The 15,987-nt window shown below is 66.9% G+C and carries 19 protein-coding genes; 9 read left to right on the top strand and 10 right to left on the bottom strand.

The window, feature by feature from the left end; all coding sequences use genetic code 11:
* The 3 genes from AC07Y9_RS30675 to AC07Y9_RS30685 form a co-directional block, all read right to left on the bottom strand.
* Positions 1-210, bottom strand: a 210-nt coding sequence (locus AC07Y9_RS30675) for an alcohol dehydrogenase catalytic domain-containing protein (RefSeq protein WP_146021879.1), incomplete at its 3' end; no start/stop codon positions are given.
* 43 nt (positions 211-253) lie between these two features.
* Entirely contained in the window at positions 254-427 is a 174-nt protein-coding gene (locus tag AC07Y9_RS30680) for a DUF1427 family protein (protein ID WP_007930748.1), read from the bottom strand.
* A 339-nt stretch (positions 428-766) separates the two neighbouring features.
* A complete protein-coding gene (locus AC07Y9_RS30685; protein WP_102681098.1) occupies positions 767-1,546 on the bottom strand; it encodes an AraC family transcriptional regulator in 780 nt (259 codons plus the stop codon).
* 223 nt (positions 1,547-1,769) lie between these two features.
* Between AC07Y9_RS30685 and AC07Y9_RS30690 the strand changes: the two genes are divergently transcribed.
* Positions 1,770-1,997 carry a DUF6555 family protein gene (locus AC07Y9_RS30690; protein WP_007930743.1) on the top strand — a complete coding sequence of 76 codons (228 nt, stop codon included), beginning with the start codon at positions 1,770-1,772 and terminating at the stop codon, positions 1,995-1,997.
* A gap of 149 nt (positions 1,998-2,146) precedes the next feature.
* Here the strand turns inward: AC07Y9_RS30690 and AC07Y9_RS30695 are convergent, their stop codons facing one another.
* Positions 2,147-2,317, bottom strand: coding sequence for a metallothionein (locus tag AC07Y9_RS30695; protein ID WP_007930741.1), 171 nt, complete (start codon positions 2,315-2,317; stop codon positions 2,147-2,149).
* A gap of 103 nt (positions 2,318-2,420) precedes the next feature.
* A complete protein-coding gene (glcC, locus tag AC07Y9_RS30700; protein ID WP_102681100.1) occupies positions 2,421-3,185 on the bottom strand; it encodes a transcriptional regulator GlcC in 765 nt (254 codons plus the stop codon).
* Between the two features lie 25 nt (positions 3,186-3,210).
* Here glcC and AC07Y9_RS30705 point away from each other — a divergent pair, with 25 nt between their 5' ends.
* From AC07Y9_RS30705 to AC07Y9_RS30725, 5 genes are read left to right on the top strand one after another with little or no spacing between them, the layout of a single operon-like run.
* A complete protein-coding gene (locus tag AC07Y9_RS30705) occupies positions 3,211-3,390 on the top strand; it encodes a hypothetical protein (RefSeq protein ID WP_102681101.1) in 180 nt (59 codons plus the stop codon).
* A gap of 29 nt (positions 3,391-3,419) precedes the next feature.
* On the top strand, positions 3,420-4,919 hold the full coding sequence (glcD, locus tag AC07Y9_RS30710; RefSeq protein ID WP_102681102.1) for a glycolate oxidase subunit GlcD: 1,500 nt from the start codon (positions 3,420-3,422) through the stop codon (positions 4,917-4,919).
* Positions 4,919-5,983, top strand: coding sequence for a glycolate oxidase subunit GlcE (gene glcE, locus AC07Y9_RS30715; protein WP_102681103.1), 1,065 nt, complete (start codon positions 4,919-4,921; stop codon positions 5,981-5,983). Before glcD ends, glcE begins: the two co-directional genes overlap by 1 nt.
* Before the next feature lie 15 nt (positions 5,984-5,998).
* Positions 5,999-7,249: a glycolate oxidase subunit GlcF gene (glcF, locus tag AC07Y9_RS30720; RefSeq protein ID WP_102681104.1), complete on the top strand. Its 1,251-nt coding sequence runs from the start codon at positions 5,999-6,001 to the stop codon at positions 7,247-7,249.
* 12 nt (positions 7,250-7,261) lie between these two features.
* A complete protein-coding gene (locus AC07Y9_RS30725) occupies positions 7,262-7,663 on the top strand; it encodes a heme-binding protein (protein ID WP_007921076.1) in 402 nt (133 codons plus the stop codon).
* 121 nt (positions 7,664-7,784) lie between these two features.
* Here AC07Y9_RS30725 and AC07Y9_RS30730 read toward each other — a convergent pair whose 3' ends face one another.
* Positions 7,785-9,104 carry an Nramp family divalent metal transporter gene (locus AC07Y9_RS30730; protein ID WP_102681105.1) on the bottom strand — a complete coding sequence of 440 codons (1,320 nt, stop codon included), beginning with the start codon at positions 9,102-9,104 and terminating at the stop codon, positions 7,785-7,787.
* 251 nt (positions 9,105-9,355) lie between these two features.
* On the opposite strand from AC07Y9_RS30730, the gene AC07Y9_RS30735 reads away from it, so the two are divergent.
* From AC07Y9_RS30735 to AC07Y9_RS30745, 3 genes are all read left to right on the top strand, one after another.
* Positions 9,356-10,132, top strand: a complete 777-nt coding sequence (locus tag AC07Y9_RS30735; protein ID WP_102681106.1) for an AraC family transcriptional regulator — start codon at positions 9,356-9,358, stop codon at positions 10,130-10,132.
* A 60-nt stretch (positions 10,133-10,192) separates the two neighbouring features.
* The gene (gene yddG, locus AC07Y9_RS30740; protein WP_102681107.1) at positions 10,193-11,098 is read left to right on the top strand and encodes an aromatic amino acid exporter YddG; all 906 of its coding nucleotides are present in this window, start codon (positions 10,193-10,195) and stop codon (positions 11,096-11,098) included.
* A gap of 139 nt (positions 11,099-11,237) precedes the next feature.
* The gene (locus tag AC07Y9_RS30745) at positions 11,238-11,813 is read left to right on the top strand and encodes a DcrB/PsbP domain-containing protein (protein WP_053260487.1); all 576 of its coding nucleotides are present in this window, start codon (positions 11,238-11,240) and stop codon (positions 11,811-11,813) included.
* Positions 11,814-11,848: 35 nt separating this feature from the next.
* Here the strand turns inward: AC07Y9_RS30745 and AC07Y9_RS30750 are convergent, their stop codons facing one another.
* The 4 genes from AC07Y9_RS30750 to cobF all read right to left on the bottom strand — a co-directional run bounded on the left by AC07Y9_RS30750 (position 11,849) and on the right by cobF (position 15,973).
* The gene (locus AC07Y9_RS30750; protein WP_102681108.1) at positions 11,849-12,565 is read right to left on the bottom strand and encodes an alpha/beta hydrolase; all 717 of its coding nucleotides are present in this window, start codon (positions 12,563-12,565) and stop codon (positions 11,849-11,851) included.
* Between the two features lie 89 nt (positions 12,566-12,654).
* Positions 12,655-13,767: a succinylglutamate desuccinylase/aspartoacylase family protein gene (locus AC07Y9_RS30755; protein ID WP_102681109.1), complete on the bottom strand. Its 1,113-nt coding sequence runs from the start codon at positions 13,765-13,767 to the stop codon at positions 12,655-12,657.
* A 296-nt stretch (positions 13,768-14,063) separates the two neighbouring features.
* Positions 14,064-14,843 carry an ABC transporter substrate-binding protein gene (locus AC07Y9_RS30760; RefSeq protein ID WP_007932592.1) on the bottom strand — a complete coding sequence of 260 codons (780 nt, stop codon included), beginning with the start codon at positions 14,841-14,843 and terminating at the stop codon, positions 14,064-14,066.
* 365 nt (positions 14,844-15,208) lie between these two features.
* Positions 15,209-15,973, bottom strand: coding sequence for a precorrin-6A synthase (deacetylating) (gene cobF / locus AC07Y9_RS30765; RefSeq protein WP_092418533.1), 765 nt, complete (start codon positions 15,971-15,973; stop codon positions 15,209-15,211).
* Positions 15,974-15,987: the final 14 nt, after the last annotated feature.

The raw sequence follows: 15,987 nt of genomic DNA on the forward strand, positions 1-15,987 counted from the left end.
CTCCACCACCACCCCGGCAAAATCCCGCCCGGGAATGCGCGGCACGGTGGTGTAGGGAAAACGCCCGAGCACGTTTTTCACATCGCTGGGGTTGAGGCCGGCGGCCTTGATCCGCACCAGTACCTGATCGGCGGCCGGCACCGGGGTCGGCACCTCGACGTAGTGCAGCGACGACAGATCGCCGGTCTTGGAAAATTGCAGGGCGTGCATAAGCACCTCCATGAACAGGAATACATAAAAGAATCGAAAGGCTTCAGGACAACCAGTTGCTCACCAGCTGCCGGCCCATGGGCCACAGCTGTTCACCGGCGAGCATGCCGAGCAGCCCGACCAAGGCGATGGCCGGCGGCGCCGGCGAGCGAAAATTCAAGGCGCCGTAGAGCAATCCGACGCCGAGGCCGATGGCCAGGGAGATGAGGTAATGCATGACGAACTCCAGGCAGTGCGCCGCGCCAGAGCGACGACGATTGGGCATGCCGGGAGTCTAGGGAACGCCGAACCGGGCAACCGGCCAAGCACTTCAGGATTTCGGCCAATCTGTGGGTGGGCGCCGTGGCGGCCTGGTTGGTTGGCGATGCCGATACTGTGGTGTGCCAGACAGGACGCTATCGCGAGCAAGCTTCGCTCCTACAGAAGAGGTGCGGGCAGGCCGCTATTTCGTGGAGGCCGCCTACCCGTAGGAGCGAAGCTTGCTCGCGATGACGGCAGGCCTGCCTACCGCAGCGCCTGCATCGCCAACACACTTTGCGCCCACAGGAAGCGCGGCTCAGACGCGGGCTTCCCCGGCCGCGTATTGCGACGGGGCCAGCCCCAGCTCGCGGCGGAACATGTCGCTGAAGCTGCCGGGGGAATACCCCAGCTCACGGGCGATGGTGCCGACCGGCACGCCCTGGATCAGCTCGGCGGCGGCCGTGGCCAGCTGCACCTGGCGACGCCACTCGGCGAAGCCCATGCCCAGGCCGTCCTTGAACAGCCGCGCCAGGGTGCGCACGCTGGCGCCCGCCGCCTCGGCGTGGCGTTCGAAGGGAATGTCCAGGGAAGGCGCGGCCATCACCGCCTGGCAGAGGCTGATCAGGCGCCGGTCGGAACTGTCCGGCAGGACGATCTTCAGCTGCGAGCGCCGGGCGCGCTTGAGCTCCAGCAGGGCCAGGCCCACCAGCGCGTCGTAGTACTCCGGCTGCGGCGCACCGTCATGCTCCACCAGGCGCACGATCAGCTCGCGCAGCAGGTTGTCCACCTGCAGCACCTGCACCTGGCTGTCGAGGGTCGCCGCCAGGCACGGGCGCAGGTAGATATTGCGCATCTGCAGGTCGGTGACCACGCGGATCCCGTGGGGCACGCCCGGCGGCAGCCACACCGCCCGTTGCGGCGGCACTACCAGCGCCTCGTTCGGCGTCTCGACCCACATCACCCCGCTCATGGCGTACAGCAGCTGCCCCCAGGCGTGTTCGTGGGGCTCGATGAACAGGCCGCGCGGATAGGTGCGCGCCAGGGGTTGCACCAGTACGTCGGTGTCGCTGAGGTCGGGAGGTGCTGCAAGGGCCATGGCCGGGCATCGTCGTCAAGCAAAGGGCCCCATGGTAACCCCGTCGATCCGCCTGGAAAACCGCGAGAAAACATCCGAACGGGCGCCGCAGCGACAGGCAATAACCCGTTCGAATGCCTGCCCGACCACTGCCCGACCGCTGATACCCTTGCTCGACAATCCGAGTGAATTTTTCCCTGCCCACGCGGGTCACTAAACCATCACAGGGAGGATTGATAGCTCTATGAACAACGCAAAACTTTTCGTCATCGAATACACCCTGCATGGCACCCCCAAGTCCTTCATCATCCGCTCGGAGAAGATGGACAACGCCGAGGCGTGGCACTGGGCAAGCTGCGACGCCGGTGTCGGCCGCATCGGCCGCTTCGGCCTGGAACGGGTGAAAAAGACTAGCAAGCCCCTGGCGGAAAAATTCGGTATCGAGAACGTCACCTGGCGACCGTCGACCTGAGCCAGGCGAGGTCGATGCCTTGTGCGGCAGGTGCTGCCAAAGCCGCCGGCCAGCCGCCTTGCCAGCGAAAGCGGTAACTGCACCCCGCGCAATTGAAAGTGGAGCCACGACAGGCTCCACTGTTTTTTTCGCCCCGCCACTGTTGCACGTCAGTGATGCGCGCCCTTGGCGCAATCGCAGCCTTCGGTGGAGGCGCAGGGTTCGCCGTTGGCGTGGTGGCTGGCGCAGGCCTGGCAGCAGTAGTGCTTGCCGTGACGCACGATGGCATGGGCGCCGACCTTGCAGGTGCAGCCCGGACAGGCACAAGTCTCGTTGGACATAAGGTGACTCCTTGGTGGTGGTCGTCGACGACGCGGATGTTGCCGCGTCTCTAGCAGTGTAGTAACTGCCCATCGCCGCCATTGGCCCCTGGTCGCGGCGGCTTCAGTTCCAGCCTTCCAGGCGCAAGGTCGCCCGCACCAGGCGCTGCTCCTCGTTTTCGATCTCCCGCAGGTTGTCGCAGAGACCCTGGATGTGCGCGATGGCGGCCTTGCGCGCCTGCTCCGGCAGGCGTCCGGTGACGGCGTTGTAGAGCCGCGCGTGCTGGCGGTCGATCTGGCGCTTCTGCGCCTGGCGGTGGTAGAGGTTGTTGACCGAAGCGAACACCGAATTGAGCAGCAGGTCGGTCAGCGAGCGCAGGGTCTGCACCAGCACCGGGTTGTGCGAAGCCTCGCAGATCGCCAGGTGGAAAGCGTGATCCAGGCGCGCGTGGGCCGAGGCATCAAGGGCCTGGTCGTGGGCGTCCAGCAGCGCCTGGTAAGCACGGCCGATCAGCACGAAATCGGCCTCGGTGCCGCGTAACGCCGCCAGCCGCGCCGACTCGCCTTCCAGCAGGCTGCGCACTGCGAACAGGTCGTAGAGGGTGCGCGGCTGGGAGCTGAACAGGTGCATCAGCGCCGAGGTCGTACCCTGCCCCGACAGTTGGGCGACAAACGAGCCCTTGCCCTGTTCGGTTTCGATGATGCCCCGCGCCCGCAGCAGCTTCAGGCCCTCGCGCAAGGCCGTGCGCGACACCCCGAGTTTTTCCGTGAGGCGCCGCTCCGAGGGCAGCAGTTGGCCGGTCTTGAGTACGCCGTCGACGATCAGGCGCTCGATGCGTTCACACACCACATCCGCCACCTGGTGCCGGCCCGAATCGCTCCTGTGCATGCGCCCTCCACTGGTATGACCAGCTGTGAAGAAAAAACCCGATAAAGCGGACCACCAGGCCATCTTGCTGATATGCCTGGCTTTTTATAAAAAACCCGGCATCGACGACAAAACAAACTGGTTCGACCAGCGTTCGGCCCCGTGGACAGTAAGGCCAGCCGGGCCAATGATGCAACTGAGCGGCCTGCCCCTGCCGGCCGCCTAATAAAAACAACTCAGGGTCGTTAGCCACCCATGAATATCCTCTACGACGAACGCGTCGACGGCGCGCTGCCCAGCGTCGATAAAGCGGCATTGCTCGAAGTACTGCGCCAGCGCCTGCCCGACCTCGACCTGCTGCACCAGACGGAAGACCTCAAGCCCTACGAATGCGACGGCCTCTCGGCCTATCGCACCACGCCGATGCTGGTGGCCCTGCCGCGGCATATCGAGCAGGTGCAGGAGCTGCTGCGGATCTGCCATGAACGGCGCGTGCCGGTGGTCGCCCGCGGTGCCGGCACCGGCCTCTCCGGTGGCGCCCTGCCCCTGGAACAAGGCGTGCTGCTGGTGATGGCGCGCTTCAACCAGATCCTGCATATCGACCCCGCCGCCCGCACCGCGCGGGTCCAGCCCGGGGTGCGCAACCTGGCGATCTCCCAGGCCGCCGCGCCGTTCGGCCTGTACTACGCCCCCGATCCGTCCTCGCAGATCGCCTGCTCGATCGGCGGCAACGTCGCGGAAAACGCCGGCGGCGTGCATTGCCTGAAATACGGCCTGACCGTGCACAACCTGCTCAAGGTGGAGATCCTCAGCGTCGAAGGCGAACGCCTGACCCTGGGTAGCGACGCCCTGGACGCCCCCGGTTTCGACCTGCTGGCGCTGTTCACCGGCTCCGAAGGCCTGCTCGGGATCATCACCGAAGTCACGGTCAAGCTGCTGCCCAAGCCGCAACTGGCCAAGGTGCTGCTGGCGGCCTTCGACTCGGTGGAAAAAGCCGGCCGTGCGGTGGCCGATATCATCGCCGCCGGCATCATCCCCGGCGGCCTGGAAATGATGGACAACCTGGCGCTCCGCGCCGCCGAGGACTTCATTCACGCCGGTTACCCGGTGGACGCCGAGGCCATCCTGCTGTGCGAACTGGACGGTGTCGAAGCCGATGTCCACGACGATTGCGACCGGGTCCGCGCGGTGCTCGAACGGGCCGGCGCCACCGAGGTCCGCCAGGCCCGCGACGAAGCCGAACGGGTGCGTTTCTGGGCCGGGCGCAAGAACGCCTTCCCGGCGGTAGGCCGGCTGTCGCCGGACTACTACTGCATGGACGGCACCATTCCGCGCCGCGCACTGCCGGGGGTGCTCAAGGCCATCGCCGCGCTGGCCGCCGAATACCAGCTACGGGTGGCCAATGTGTTCCATGCCGGCGACGGCAATATGCACCCGTTGATCCTGTTCGACGCCAACCAGCCCGGCGAACTGGACCGCGCCGAAGCCCTGGGCGGCAGGATCCTCGAGCTGTGCGTAGCGGTCGGCGGCAGCATCACCGGCGAACACGGGGTCGGCCGGGAGAAAATCAACCAGATGTGCGCCCAGTTCAACAGCGACGAGCTGACCCTGTTCCACGCGGTCAAGGCGGCCTTCGACCCCGGCGGCCTGCTCAACCCCGGCAAGAACATCCCGAGCCTGCACCGCTGCGCCGAATTCGGCGCCATGCATGTGCACGCCGGACAATTGCCCTTCCCCGAGCTGGAGCGTTTCTGATGACGGCACTCGCGGATAACGACGCCAGCGGCGAACTGCTGGAACAGGTCGGGCAGGCGCTGGCCGGCAATACCCCGCTGCTGATCCAGGGCGGCAACAGCAAGGCCTTTCTCGGCCGCATGACTGCCGGCGAGGTGCTCGACACCCGCGGCCATCGCGGCATCGTCAGCTACGACCCCACCGAGCTGGTGGTGACGGTCCGCGCCGGCACGCCGCTTGCGGAACTGCTGGCCACGCTGGACGCCGCCGGGCAAATGCTGGCCTGCGAACCGCCGGCCTTCGGCGACGGCGCCACCGTCGGCGGCATGGTCGCCACCGGCTTGTCCGGCCCGCGGCGGCCCTGGGCCGGCTCGGTGCGCGACTTCGTCCTCGGCAGCCGAGTGATCACCGGCACCGGCAAGCTGTTGCGCTTTGGCGGCGAGGTGATGAAAAACGTCGCCGGCTACGACCTCTCGCGCTTGCTGGTGGGCAGCTACGGTTGCCTGGGGGTGCTCACCGAGGTGTCGCTCAAGGTCCTGCCCAAACCGCGCCAGTGCCTCAGCCTGAGCCTGGAAATGGACAGCGCCAAGGCCCTGGCCCGGCTCGCCGACTGGGGCCAGCAACCGCTGCCCATCAGCGCCGCCAGCCATGACGGCCAGCGCCTGCACCTGCGCCTGGAAGGCGGCGAAGGTTCAGTGGCCGCGGCCCGCGACCGCCTGGGTGGCGAGCCGTTGGCGGCCGATTACTGGGCCAACCTCAACGAACAACGGCTGGCATTCTTCGACGAAGGCCTGCCGCTGTGGCGCCTGTCGCTGCCCAATAACACGGGACTTCTGGAGCTGCCCGGCCAGCAGTTAATAGATTGGGCCGGGGCCCAGCGCTGGCTGAAATCCGCGGCGCCCGCGGAGCGCATCCGCGACCTCGCCAGCCGCGTCGGCGGCCATGCCACCTGCTACAGCCACGGCCTGGTGGACAGCCCGTTCCAGCCGCTGCCGGCGGTGCTGCTGCGCTACCACCGCCAGCTCAAGGCGCAACTGGACCCGCAAGGGATCTTCAACCCCGGCCGGCTCTACGCCGAGCTCTGAACGCAGACCCCGAGCATGCAAACCACCTTGAGCGAACAGGCGCGCCAGCTGCCCCGCGCCGCGGAGGCCGAGAGCATCCTGCGCACCTGTGTGCACTGCGGTTTCTGCAACGCCACCTGCCCCACCTATCAGTTGCTGGGCGATGAGCTGGACGGACCGCGGGGGCGCATCTACCTGATCAAGCAGGTGCTGGAAGGTCACGAGGCCACGGCCAAGACCCAGCTGCACCTGGACCGCTGCCTGTCGTGCCGCAACTGCGAAACCACCTGCCCGTCCGGGGTGGATTACCACAACCTGCTGGACATCGGCCGCGCCGTGGTCGATGCCGCCGTGCCCCGGCCCCTCGGCCAGCGCCTGCTGCGCCAGGGCCTGCGCGCCCTGGCGCCGAACCCGGCGCTGTTCAAGGCGCTGCTCGGCACCGGCGCCACCTTGCGTCCGTGGCTGCCCGAGGCCGTGCAAGGCAAGCTGCCGCGCCAGGTCCAGCCGGCCAAGGCGCGTCCGGCCAGGGCCCACGCGCGGCGTGTCTTGCTGCTGGAAGGCTGCGTGCAAGCCAGCCTGTCGCCCAACACCAACGCGGCGACGGCGCGGGTCCTCGACCGCCTGGGCATTGCCGTGCAAGCCGTGAGCGAGGCCGGCTGCTGTGGCGCCGTGGATTACCACCTGGACGCCCAGGAGGCCGGCCTGGAGCGGGCGCGGCGCAATATCGACGCCTGGTGGCCGCACCTGGAAAACGGCGCCGAAGCCCTGGTGCAGACCGCCAGCGGCTGCGGTGCCTTTATCAAGGATTACGGCCACCTGCTGGCCCACGACCCGCGTTATGCCGCACGCGCCGAGCGGGTCAGCGCCCTGGCCAGGGACCTGGTGGAAGTGCTGCGCGACGAACCGCTGGAACAGTTGCACGTCCACAGCGACCAGCGCCTGGCCTTCCACTGCCCGTGCAGCCTGCAACACGCGCAGAAACTCGGCGGCGCGGTGGAGGCAGTGCTCAAGCGCCTGGGTTTCGAACTCACCGAGGTGCCCGACAGCCACCTGTGCTGCGGTTCGGCGGGCACCTATTCGCTGACCCAGCCCGAGCTGGCGCGGCAACTGCGCGACAACAAGCTCAATGCCCTGGAAAGCGGCCGGCCCGAAGTCATAGCCACCGCCAATATCGGCTGCCAGACCCACCTCGACGGTGCCGGGCGTACCCCGGTGCGGCACTGGATCGAACTGGTCGAGGCCGCCCTGCCACCCCTGAATACTTCCCATCAATCAGCTACGCCCTGAAAGGAGCACGCCATGCACAGCAAAGCCGTACTGGGTCAACGCGAAGTCCAGCGCATTCTGATCGCCGCGCGGGACGAGGCCGAGCGCAACCAATGGGCGGTGAGCATCGCCATCGTCGACGACGGCGGCCATCCGCTGGCCCTCGAACGCCTGGACGGCTGCGCGCCGGTCAGCGCCTACATCGCCATGGAAAAAGCCCGCACCGCGGCCCTCGGCCGACGCGAGTCCAAGGGTTATGAAGAGATGGTCAACGGCGGACGCACGGCGTTTCTCTCCGCGCCGCTGCTGACTTCGCTGGAAGGCGGCGTGCCGGTGGTGTTCGACGGCCAGGTGATCGGCGCCGTCGGGGTGTCCGGGGTCAAGTCCGGGGAGGATGCCCAGGTGGCGCGGTTCGCCGCTCGGGCACTGGATTGAAAATCTGGACCGCTGCGCGGTCCATCGCGAGCAAGCTCGCTCCTACAGGGTTCTGCGCCGTCCATGTAGGAGCGAGCTTGCTCGCGATAGGGCCGGAAAATCCGCCGCCCCGACGCCTGCCTCACATCACCAACTGCGCAATCAGCCATGCATTGGCGCCGCTGATAACGGCGAACAGGCTCCAGGCGAGGATGCGGGTCGGCCAGCGGTTGACGAACACGCCCATCAACTGCGGGTCGCTGGTCATGCGGATCAACGGGTACAGGGCGAACGGCAGTTGCAGGCTGAGCACCACCTGGCTCAGCACCAGCAGCTGGCCGACCGCGCCGTCGCCCATCAGCCACACGCCGACGAAGGCCGGCACCAGCGCCAGGCCGCGGGTGATCAGGCGCCGCTGCCAGCACGGCAGGCGCAGGTTCAGGTAGCCCTCCATGATCACCTGGCCGGCGATGGTGCCGGTGAAGGTCGAGCTCTGCCCCGAGGCCAGCAAGGCCACGCCGAACAGCACGCTGGCCAGCGCCCCGCCCACCAGCGGATCGAGCAGGTGATAGGCGTCCTGCAACTCCACCACCTCGGTGTGCCCAGTGCCGTGGAAGGCCGCGGCGGCGAGGATCAGGATCGCTGCGTTGACCAGCAGCGCCAAGGCCAGGGAGCCGATGGTGTCGATGCGCGCCAGCTTGATCGCATCCCGCCGGCTGGCCTCGTCCCGGCCCACCAGGCGGGTCTGCACGATGGAAGTGTGCAGGTACAGGTTATGCGGCATCACGGTGGCGCCGAGGATGCCGATCGCCAGGTACAGCGGCGCGGCCTCGCTGATCGCCGCCAACGATGGCGTGAAGCCCCGCGCCACGTCCGGCCAGTAGGGCTTGATCAACAGCAGCTCGACGAAAAAGCACAGGCCGATGGTGCCCACCAGCACCAGCATGATCGCCTCCAGGCGGCGGAAGCCACGGTTCTGCAGGGCGAGAATCAACAGGGTGTCGAAGGCGGTGATGACAATCCCGGTGGTCAGCGAAACGCCGAGCAACAGGTGGAACGCCAGGGCGCAACCCAGGACCTCGGCAAGGTCGGTGGCGATGATCGACACCTCCGCCAGCAGCCACTGGGTGCGCGCCGTGCGGGTGCTGTAGCGCTGCCGGCAAAGCTGTGCCAGGTCGCGCCCGGTGGCGATGCCCAGGCGCGAACACAGGCACTGCACGGCCATGCCCGCAAGGCTCGCCAGCAGCACCACGAACAGCAGGTTGTAGCCATAGCGCGAGCCGGCCTCGATGGCGGTGGCCCAGTTGCCCGGGTCCATGTAGCCGATGGAAATCAGCAGGCCGGGGCCGGCGAAACGCAGGATGCGCTTGAACAGTGGTGCCTTGGGATCGACAACGATGGTGCCGGCGACTTCCGGCGGGCAAAAGGGAGCGGTACCGACTTTGGGAAGAGTGAATTTCACGCGGGCATCCGTAAGGCTGGAACGGTGGCCCAGCTTAGACGTTTCAGCGAACCGGCCCAAGCCTTGATAGCGCCCTGCCCCGGCCTTTTGCAGCCTGCCTCTGCAGGAGCGAAGCTGGCTCGCGATAGCGGCATATCAGTCACCACCGATGAGCCGCCCCCTTTTCCCAAACCACCCTGCACCGACCGGCCGCTCCTACAGCGCCCGTGTTTTCAGGCATGATGCGGGGCAGCCATCCGCGGAGCCGCGCCATGAACACTCCAGCCCAACCCACTGTCGCCCTGGCGATGCGTTCGTATTCCGGGCAGGTCGAACTGCACGATCACGACTTTCCGCAGATTGTGCTGCCGCAGTCGGGGGCGATGGAGATCGAGGTGGACGGCCGTGGCGGCAAGGTCGATGCCAGCCAGGGCGTGGTGATTGCGCCGGGAGCCCGGCATAGCTTCCTGGCCGAGCGCCGTAACACCTTTCTGGTGCTCGACCTGGATAGCCCCGGCAACGAGGCGCCTCTGGCCGATAGCCGCTTCTTCGCCATCGACCCGCAGATCCGCCACCTGCTCGGCTATGCCAGCCACAGCGGCGCGTTGCTCAGCTCCTCCAGCCCGGTCGCCAGCGCCTGGAGCGCCCTGCTGCTGGCCTGCCTGGCCCGCCCGACGCCGAGCGCGCCGCAACGCCAGACGCTGGTGCGGGCCCTGACCTACATCGAGCAGCACCTGGGCAGCCCGCTGAGCGCCCGCGCCATCGCCCAGGCCGCGGGGGTCAGCGAGCGCAGCCTGTACCTGCTGTTCGAGCGGGACATGCACAGCACACCTTTCGCCTACATTTCGACCCTGCGCCTGGACCGCGCCATCGACCTGCTCGGCCGTACCCTGCTGCCCATCAGCGAGATCGCCCAGCGGGTCGGCTACGCCGATCAGAGTGCCCTGACCCACGCCTTGAAGAAGGCGCGCAACCAGACCCCGGCCGCCCTGCGCAAGGCCGCTCGCGACGCCCAGGCGCAGGCTGCGACAAGAGTTCGGCAGGCCTGATCAATACCGCCGTCGCGGCGGCTTCTATGCTGGCCACACCGCCCTTGCCTCGGTGTGTCTATGACCGCAATCCACTCAACCCGCCTCGCCCCCTCCCGCAGCGGCGCCGCCACCGCCATCGGCGTGATCGCGGTGTTCCTCTGGTCATGCCTGGCGCTGCTGACCACCCTCACCGCCGGCATTCCCCCCTTCCAGTTGCTAGCCCTGAGCTTTGCCGTGGCCTGCGGTGCCAGCCTGGTATTGCTCGGCTTGCGGGGGCGCGCCGGTTTTCGTGGCTGGCGCCAGCCCTGGCCGGTCTGGGCCCTGGGGTTCGGCGGGATCTTTGCCTACCACGCGCTGTATTTCTTCGCCCTGAAAGCCGCGCCGGCCGCCGAGGCCAGCCTGATCGCCTACCTCTGGCCGTTGCTGATCGTGTTACTGGCGGCCAGGGCCGGCGGCGAACCGCTGCGCGGCCGGCAACTGACAGGTGCCTTGCTGGGGCTGGCCGGCACCGCGTTCATCATGCAGCAGCGCGCTTCCAGCCAGGTCGGCGCGATGCCGGTGGCGGGTTACCTGGCGGCGTTCGGCTGCGCCCTGGTGTGGTCCGGCTACTCGGTGCTCAACCGCCGTTTCAGCAGCGTGCCCAGCAGCCTGATCGGCGGCATCTGCGGGCTGGTGGCGCTGGCCGGGCTGCTCTGCCACCTGATGTTCGAAAGCCCGGTGCAACCGGACCTCAAGCAATGGCTGGCGATCCTCGGCCTGGGGCTGGGCCCGGTCGGCCTGGCCTTCTTCGCCTGGGACCACGCCACCAAACACGGCAACCTGGCCACGCTCGGCGCGCTGTCGTACCTGGCGCCGTTGATCTCCACCCTGCTGCTGATCGTCATCGGGCAAAGCCCGGCCAGTGTGTGGCTGCTGGTGCCGGCGTTGCTGATTATCGCCGGGGCGGTGCTGGCGACGTCGGGGGCCCGTTCTGCCCAGGGTTGACGAGCGTCCGACAAGCGCCACGAAGGCCGCTCCCGCGCCCTTTTATCCGAAATTTCGCGCCACCGCATATCCCGCTGGAGTGCCCCGCGACAGCCATGGGAAGATGCGCGCCCCAACGCGCTCACTCTGGAGAATCTGCATGTCCCTGTTCGGTAAACACGCCGCGGTCCTGGTCCTCGCGGCGCTGGCCGGCTTCAGTGCCCTGGAGGTGTCCGCGGCCCAGCCGACGAACAACAAGGCCAAGGTCGAGACCGTCTCGATGCTCGGCGGCAAGTTCAAGTTCAGCCTGCCCAAGGGCTTCATCGCCAACCCGCTGCCGGCCGGCGACGAAGCCAGCGGCACCGCCGGCGCCACTGGCACTATGTACACCAACGCCAGCACCAAGACCGTGGTCATCGCCGCACAGAACCTGATCCCCGATGCGGTGCAGGCCAAGGACAACGACGCGCAGTTCCTCGACAGCGCGGTGTCGGGTTTCCTCTCGCAGCAGGCGGCGGCCCTGCCGGATTTCAGCAAGCAGAGCGAAAAAAGCATGACCCGCGGCGGCCTCGGCCTGCGCCAGATCGACAGCACCGCGACCCAGGGCGGCGGCATGACCCAGAGCTCCACCCTGCTGGCCGGCTCGGGCAACCGCATGGCGGTGGTGCAGGTGATTTCGCGGATCGGCGACAAGGCCAATCACGACAAGCTGGTCAGCCAGATCGTCGGCAAGTAAGCGCAGCGGCACAACGGCGCGGCGGGTTCACGGTTTCAAGGGTTGAGGTTGCGCAACCAGCGGTTCAGGTCCTGGAGCTCGGTGTCGCTGATGGTATGGCCGATGCCCGGGTAGGCATGGAATTGCGGAGCCAGGCCCAGCCCGCGCAACAGGCTGTCGGCCTCGGAGCCGTCGCTGTAAGGCAGGCGCATGTCCGCGGTGCCATGGGCGATGAAGATCGCCAGCCGCTCCAGGCCCGCGCCGCTCTTGAGCTGCGAGCGCAGCACCGGCAGGATCTTCCCGCTCAGGGCGGCGATCCCGCGGACCGCCTGGGGATGGCGCAGGCCCAGCTCGTAGGCCATGATCGCGCCCTGGCTGAAGCCCACCAGGAACACCCGGTCGGCGCGGGTGTGGTACTTGGCGAGCGCCTGCCGCACGAACTCGTCGATCAGCTTCGCACTGTCGACCAACTCGGCGGTCACCCCGTCGTAAGCGCCTTCGCCCTGCTTGTGAAACCACTGGTAACTGCCCTCTTCCACGGTCTGCGGCGCCCGTACCGAGAGGTAGGTGTAATCCGCCGGCAACCCATCCTTGAGGCCGAACAGGTCCTCTTCATTGCTGCCGTAGCCATGGAGAAAAATCACCAAAGGCCGGTCGCGGGAATCAGCCGGGGCCTGTTCCAGATAGCGCAGCGGCAGGTCGTCGTGCAGCACCGTCTGCGCCTGGGCAGTGGCACCCACACACAGCAGCAACAGGGCCAGGAACTTGAACATGGGACGTCCTTCCGGGTGGGCAGGCCTGGCGGTGTGGCCTGGCCTGCAAGCAGGGGAAACGCTCGGCCATCATCAGGCCGGCGCACGTCTCAATCGTTGGTCAGCTTGCCGCTACGGATCGGTTCGCGGCCGGCGACCTTGGCCTGCCAGATGCCCGGCTCGGTGTAGCGGCTGCGGTCCAGGGCGAACAGCACGCCGCTGGTGGCGGCGCGCACCACGCTGACGATGTCGTTCAGCGGGTCGACCACCTCGAAGATCGCATCGCCCCGCTCCACCCATTCGCCAGCCTCGCGCAGGAAGCTGACCACCCCATGGTGCGGGGCGAACAGGTATTGGGTGCCTTCGAACGGCATGCCCTCGCAGCAGGCATCCGGGGTCGCCGGCCATTGGCCGTCGATAAACCCTTGCTCGGCGAGAAACCCGAGGATCGCTTCGCAGTTGGCCTGGGCCTGTTCGACCCGGGTGTCGCCCATGCTGCCCAGCTCCAGGGTGGTGGCGAGGTTGGCCGGGGGAATCGCCGCCCGCGGGAAGTCACGGGCCAGGCGCAGCCAGGGCGTAGAGCAGGACTCGTCGAACGAGCTGCCGCCGGAGTCTTCGCAGAGCAGCGCCACCCCGGCCTTCAGCCGCGCGGCCAGGGATTGCCAGCGTGGCCAGTGCTGAGGCAGTGCATAGAGGTGGATCGCCGCTTCGAAATCGCAGTGCAGGTCGAGGGTGATGTCGGCGTCGCAGGCATGGCGCAGCAGCAGGCGTTGCAGGGCCTGGAGTTGCGAGGTCGGGGCTGGCAGGCGGTCGAGGACGTCGCCCATGGTCTGGCGGATCAAGGCGACGTTGACCGCCGCATCGCTGCCCAGGCGGTCACCGATCAGGTCGCCCACCGGGCCGCTGAGTTCGACGAAGGCACGGTTGAAGTTCTTCCCGCTGCCGCTTTCGAAACGTCCCAGGTGGCTGCTTTGCAGGTGCTGGTCAAGGCCGATGGGGTTGGCCACCGGCACCAGCTCGATCACGCCCTTGAGTTGCCCCTGGGCTTCCAGTTCGCTCAGGCATTTTTTCAGTTCCCAGGCGGTGCGCATGCCCGGCAATTCGTCGGCGTGCAGGCTGGCCTGGATATAGACCTTGCGGCTGCCGCCGCCAAAACGGAACACGCTGAGCTGGCGCTGGGTGCCCAGGTGGCTCCAGGGCAGGGAATGGTCGATGCGTTGCATGAAGGGCTCCGGAAGAAAAATGGAGTTCGGCGGGGGCCGTAGCCTGAGGCATTTGCGCAGCCATGAAAAGGTCGTCGTCCGCTGCCAGTTGATGCGAGCTTCCTGTAGCCGCTGCCGCAGGCTGCGATAAGGCCGAAGGCCTTCAGCGATCTCAAGGCTCCTGCGCCCCCTGCGGGGTCGATCACAGCCTCGCGAGCTCGGCAGCGGCTACAGGAGCGCCCCATCGCACGGGGTAAATAGCACTCATGAAAAAGGCGGCCCCGGTAAACGGTAGCCGCCTTTTTCAGCCCGGCGAATTACTCGCCGTAGACGTCGAACTTGAAGTACTTGTCCTGCACGGCCTTGTACTTGCCGTTGGCGCGGATCTCAGTAATGGCAGTGTTGAATTTCTCGGCCAGGGCAGTATCGCCCTTGCGCACGGCGATGCCGGCGCCGCCACCGAAGTACTTCGGATCGTTGTACTCGGGACCGACGAAGGCGAAGCCCTTGCCGGCGTCGGTTTTCAGGAAGCCGTCATCGAGGTTGACCGAGTCGGCCAGCAGCGCGTCGATGCGACCGGACACCATGTCCAGGTTGGCTTCCTGCTGGGAGCCGTAACGCACCAGGTTGATCCCGGCCGGCACCAGCACCTCGGTGGCGAAACGGTCATGGGTACTGGCGCGCAGCACCCCGACTTTCTTGCCCTTGAGCTCGGTCAGCGGGTCCTTGACCTCGGTGCCTTCCTTCATCACGAAGCGCGCTGGGGTGTGGTAGTACTTGATGGTGAAATCGACGTTCTTCTTGCGGTCGTCGGTGATGGTCATGGACGACAGGATGGCGTCGATCTTGCGCACTTTCAGCGCCGGGATCAGGCCGTCGAATTCCTGCTCGACCCAGGTGCATTTGACGTTCATCTGCTCGCACAGCGCGTCGCCGATATCCACGTCGAAACCGGTGAGCTTGCCGTCGGGGGTTTTCATCGAGAATGGCGGATAGCCGGCTTCGATACCGATGCGGATCGGCTTGGCATCGTCAGCCACGGCGGTCAGGGACAGCATGGACAGTGCCAGGGCACCGAACAGTACAAGCTTCTTCATTTATAACTCCCGTAGACGGAGGCTTTTATTGGCAGAAAGGTTCGATTGGGGGAAATCGAAGTGGCCAGCAGTCTAGAGCGGCGTCCGGGAGGCAAATTGTGTTTATGCGACAAATACTTATATAAAATCCACCTCCGCATTCAGGCGTCGGGCAAGCCGCCCTGCTGCCGTCGTCGGCGTACCGCGAACGGTTCGGGTGTGGGGAGAAGGTGGTCGCCAAGCGATGGGCCGAGCGGGAGAACGTCATCGCGGGCCAGCCTCGCGCCTACAGAAGCCTGTTTCGTTGGCGTGACTGAAGGGCTGCTCCCGTAGGAGCGTGCGGGCGGCGATCCGACTTGCCCGCGAAAGGGCCAGCTCAGCCCTCCTCAATCCTCGGGCTTGCGCAGCAGGTAGGTGTCCATGATCCAGCCATTGGCCTGCCGCGCCGCCTTGCGCACTTGCTGGATCTGCCCCGCGACCTCCTTGAGCCGGCCGGCGATCAGGATTTCCTCCGGCGTGCCGAGGTAGGCGCCCCAGTAGATCTCCAGGTCCTGGTCCGCCACCTGGCGATAGGAGTCCTCGGCGTCGAGCATCACCACCAGGCTGTCGGCATCGCTCACCTGCCCCGCCGCCAGGCGCCGGCCGGTGGTGATCTCCACTGAGCGGCCAATGCGGTTCAACGGCACCTTGTGCTGCGCCGCCAGGGCCTGGACGCTGGTGATGCCGGGGATCACCTCGAACTCGAACGCACAGCGGCCGCTGGCCAGGATCGCCTGCAGGATGCGAATGGTGCTGTCGTACAGCGCCGGATCGCCCCAGGCCAGGAAAGCCCCGGTTTCGCCGTCCGCCAGTTCCTCGTCGATCAGCCGCTCGAAAGTGCGCTGCTTGTCGCGGTTCAGCTCGGCGACGCTGGCCTGGTAATCCACCTCGGCGCCGCGCAGCCGCTCCGGGCTTTGCGCTTCGACAAAACGGTAGCCGGGCCGCTCGATGTAGCGCTCGCAGATTTCCCGGCGCAGGTCGATCAGCGCGTCCTTGCTCTGGCCCTTGTCCATCAGGAAGAACACATCGCTGCGATTGAGCGCCTTGACCGCCTGCATGGTGATGTAGTCGGGGTTGCCGGCGCCGATGCCGATGATCAGGAGGGTTTTCACGTGGGGCAGGTCTC

This window comes from Pseudomonas sp. GW456-L12 (assembly GCF_059424045.1).

Bases quoted from the DNA above. Each gene is read 5' to 3' on its own strand.
- AC07Y9_RS30680 (WP_007930748.1), bottom strand. From the start codon at position 427: ATGCATTACCTCATCTCCCTGGCCATCGGCCTCGGCGTCGGATTGCTC.
- AC07Y9_RS30685 (WP_102681098.1), bottom strand. From the start codon at position 1,546: ATGGCCCTTGCAGCACCTCCCGACCTCAGCGACACCGACGTACTGGTG.
- AC07Y9_RS30690 (WP_007930743.1), top strand. From the start codon at position 1,770: ATGAACAACGCAAAACTTTTCGTCATCGAATACACCCTGCATGGCACC.
- AC07Y9_RS30695 (WP_007930741.1), bottom strand. From the start codon at position 2,317: ATGTCCAACGAGACTTGTGCCTGTCCGGGCTGCACCTGCAAGGTCGGC.
- glcC (WP_102681100.1), bottom strand. From the start codon at position 3,185: ATGCACAGGAGCGATTCGGGCCGGCACCAGGTGGCGGATGTGGTGTGT.
- glcD (WP_102681102.1), top strand. From the start codon at position 3,420: ATGAATATCCTCTACGACGAACGCGTCGACGGCGCGCTGCCCAGCGTC.
- glcE (WP_102681103.1), top strand. From the start codon at position 4,919: ATGACGGCACTCGCGGATAACGACGCCAGCGGCGAACTGCTGGAACAG.
- glcF (WP_102681104.1), top strand. From the start codon at position 5,999: ATGCAAACCACCTTGAGCGAACAGGCGCGCCAGCTGCCCCGCGCCGCG.
- AC07Y9_RS30725 (WP_007921076.1), top strand. From the start codon at position 7,262: ATGCACAGCAAAGCCGTACTGGGTCAACGCGAAGTCCAGCGCATTCTG.
- AC07Y9_RS30735 (WP_102681106.1), top strand. From the start codon at position 9,356: ATGAACACTCCAGCCCAACCCACTGTCGCCCTGGCGATGCGTTCGTAT.
- yddG (WP_102681107.1), top strand. From the start codon at position 10,193: ATGACCGCAATCCACTCAACCCGCCTCGCCCCCTCCCGCAGCGGCGCC.
- AC07Y9_RS30745 (WP_053260487.1), top strand. From the start codon at position 11,238: ATGTCCCTGTTCGGTAAACACGCCGCGGTCCTGGTCCTCGCGGCGCTG.
- AC07Y9_RS30750 (WP_102681108.1), bottom strand. From the start codon at position 12,565: ATGTTCAAGTTCCTGGCCCTGTTGCTGCTGTGTGTGGGTGCCACTGCC.
- AC07Y9_RS30755 (WP_102681109.1), bottom strand. From the start codon at position 13,767: ATGCAACGCATCGACCATTCCCTGCCCTGGAGCCACCTGGGCACCCAG.
- AC07Y9_RS30760 (WP_007932592.1), bottom strand. From the start codon at position 14,843: ATGAAGAAGCTTGTACTGTTCGGTGCCCTGGCACTGTCCATGCTGTCC.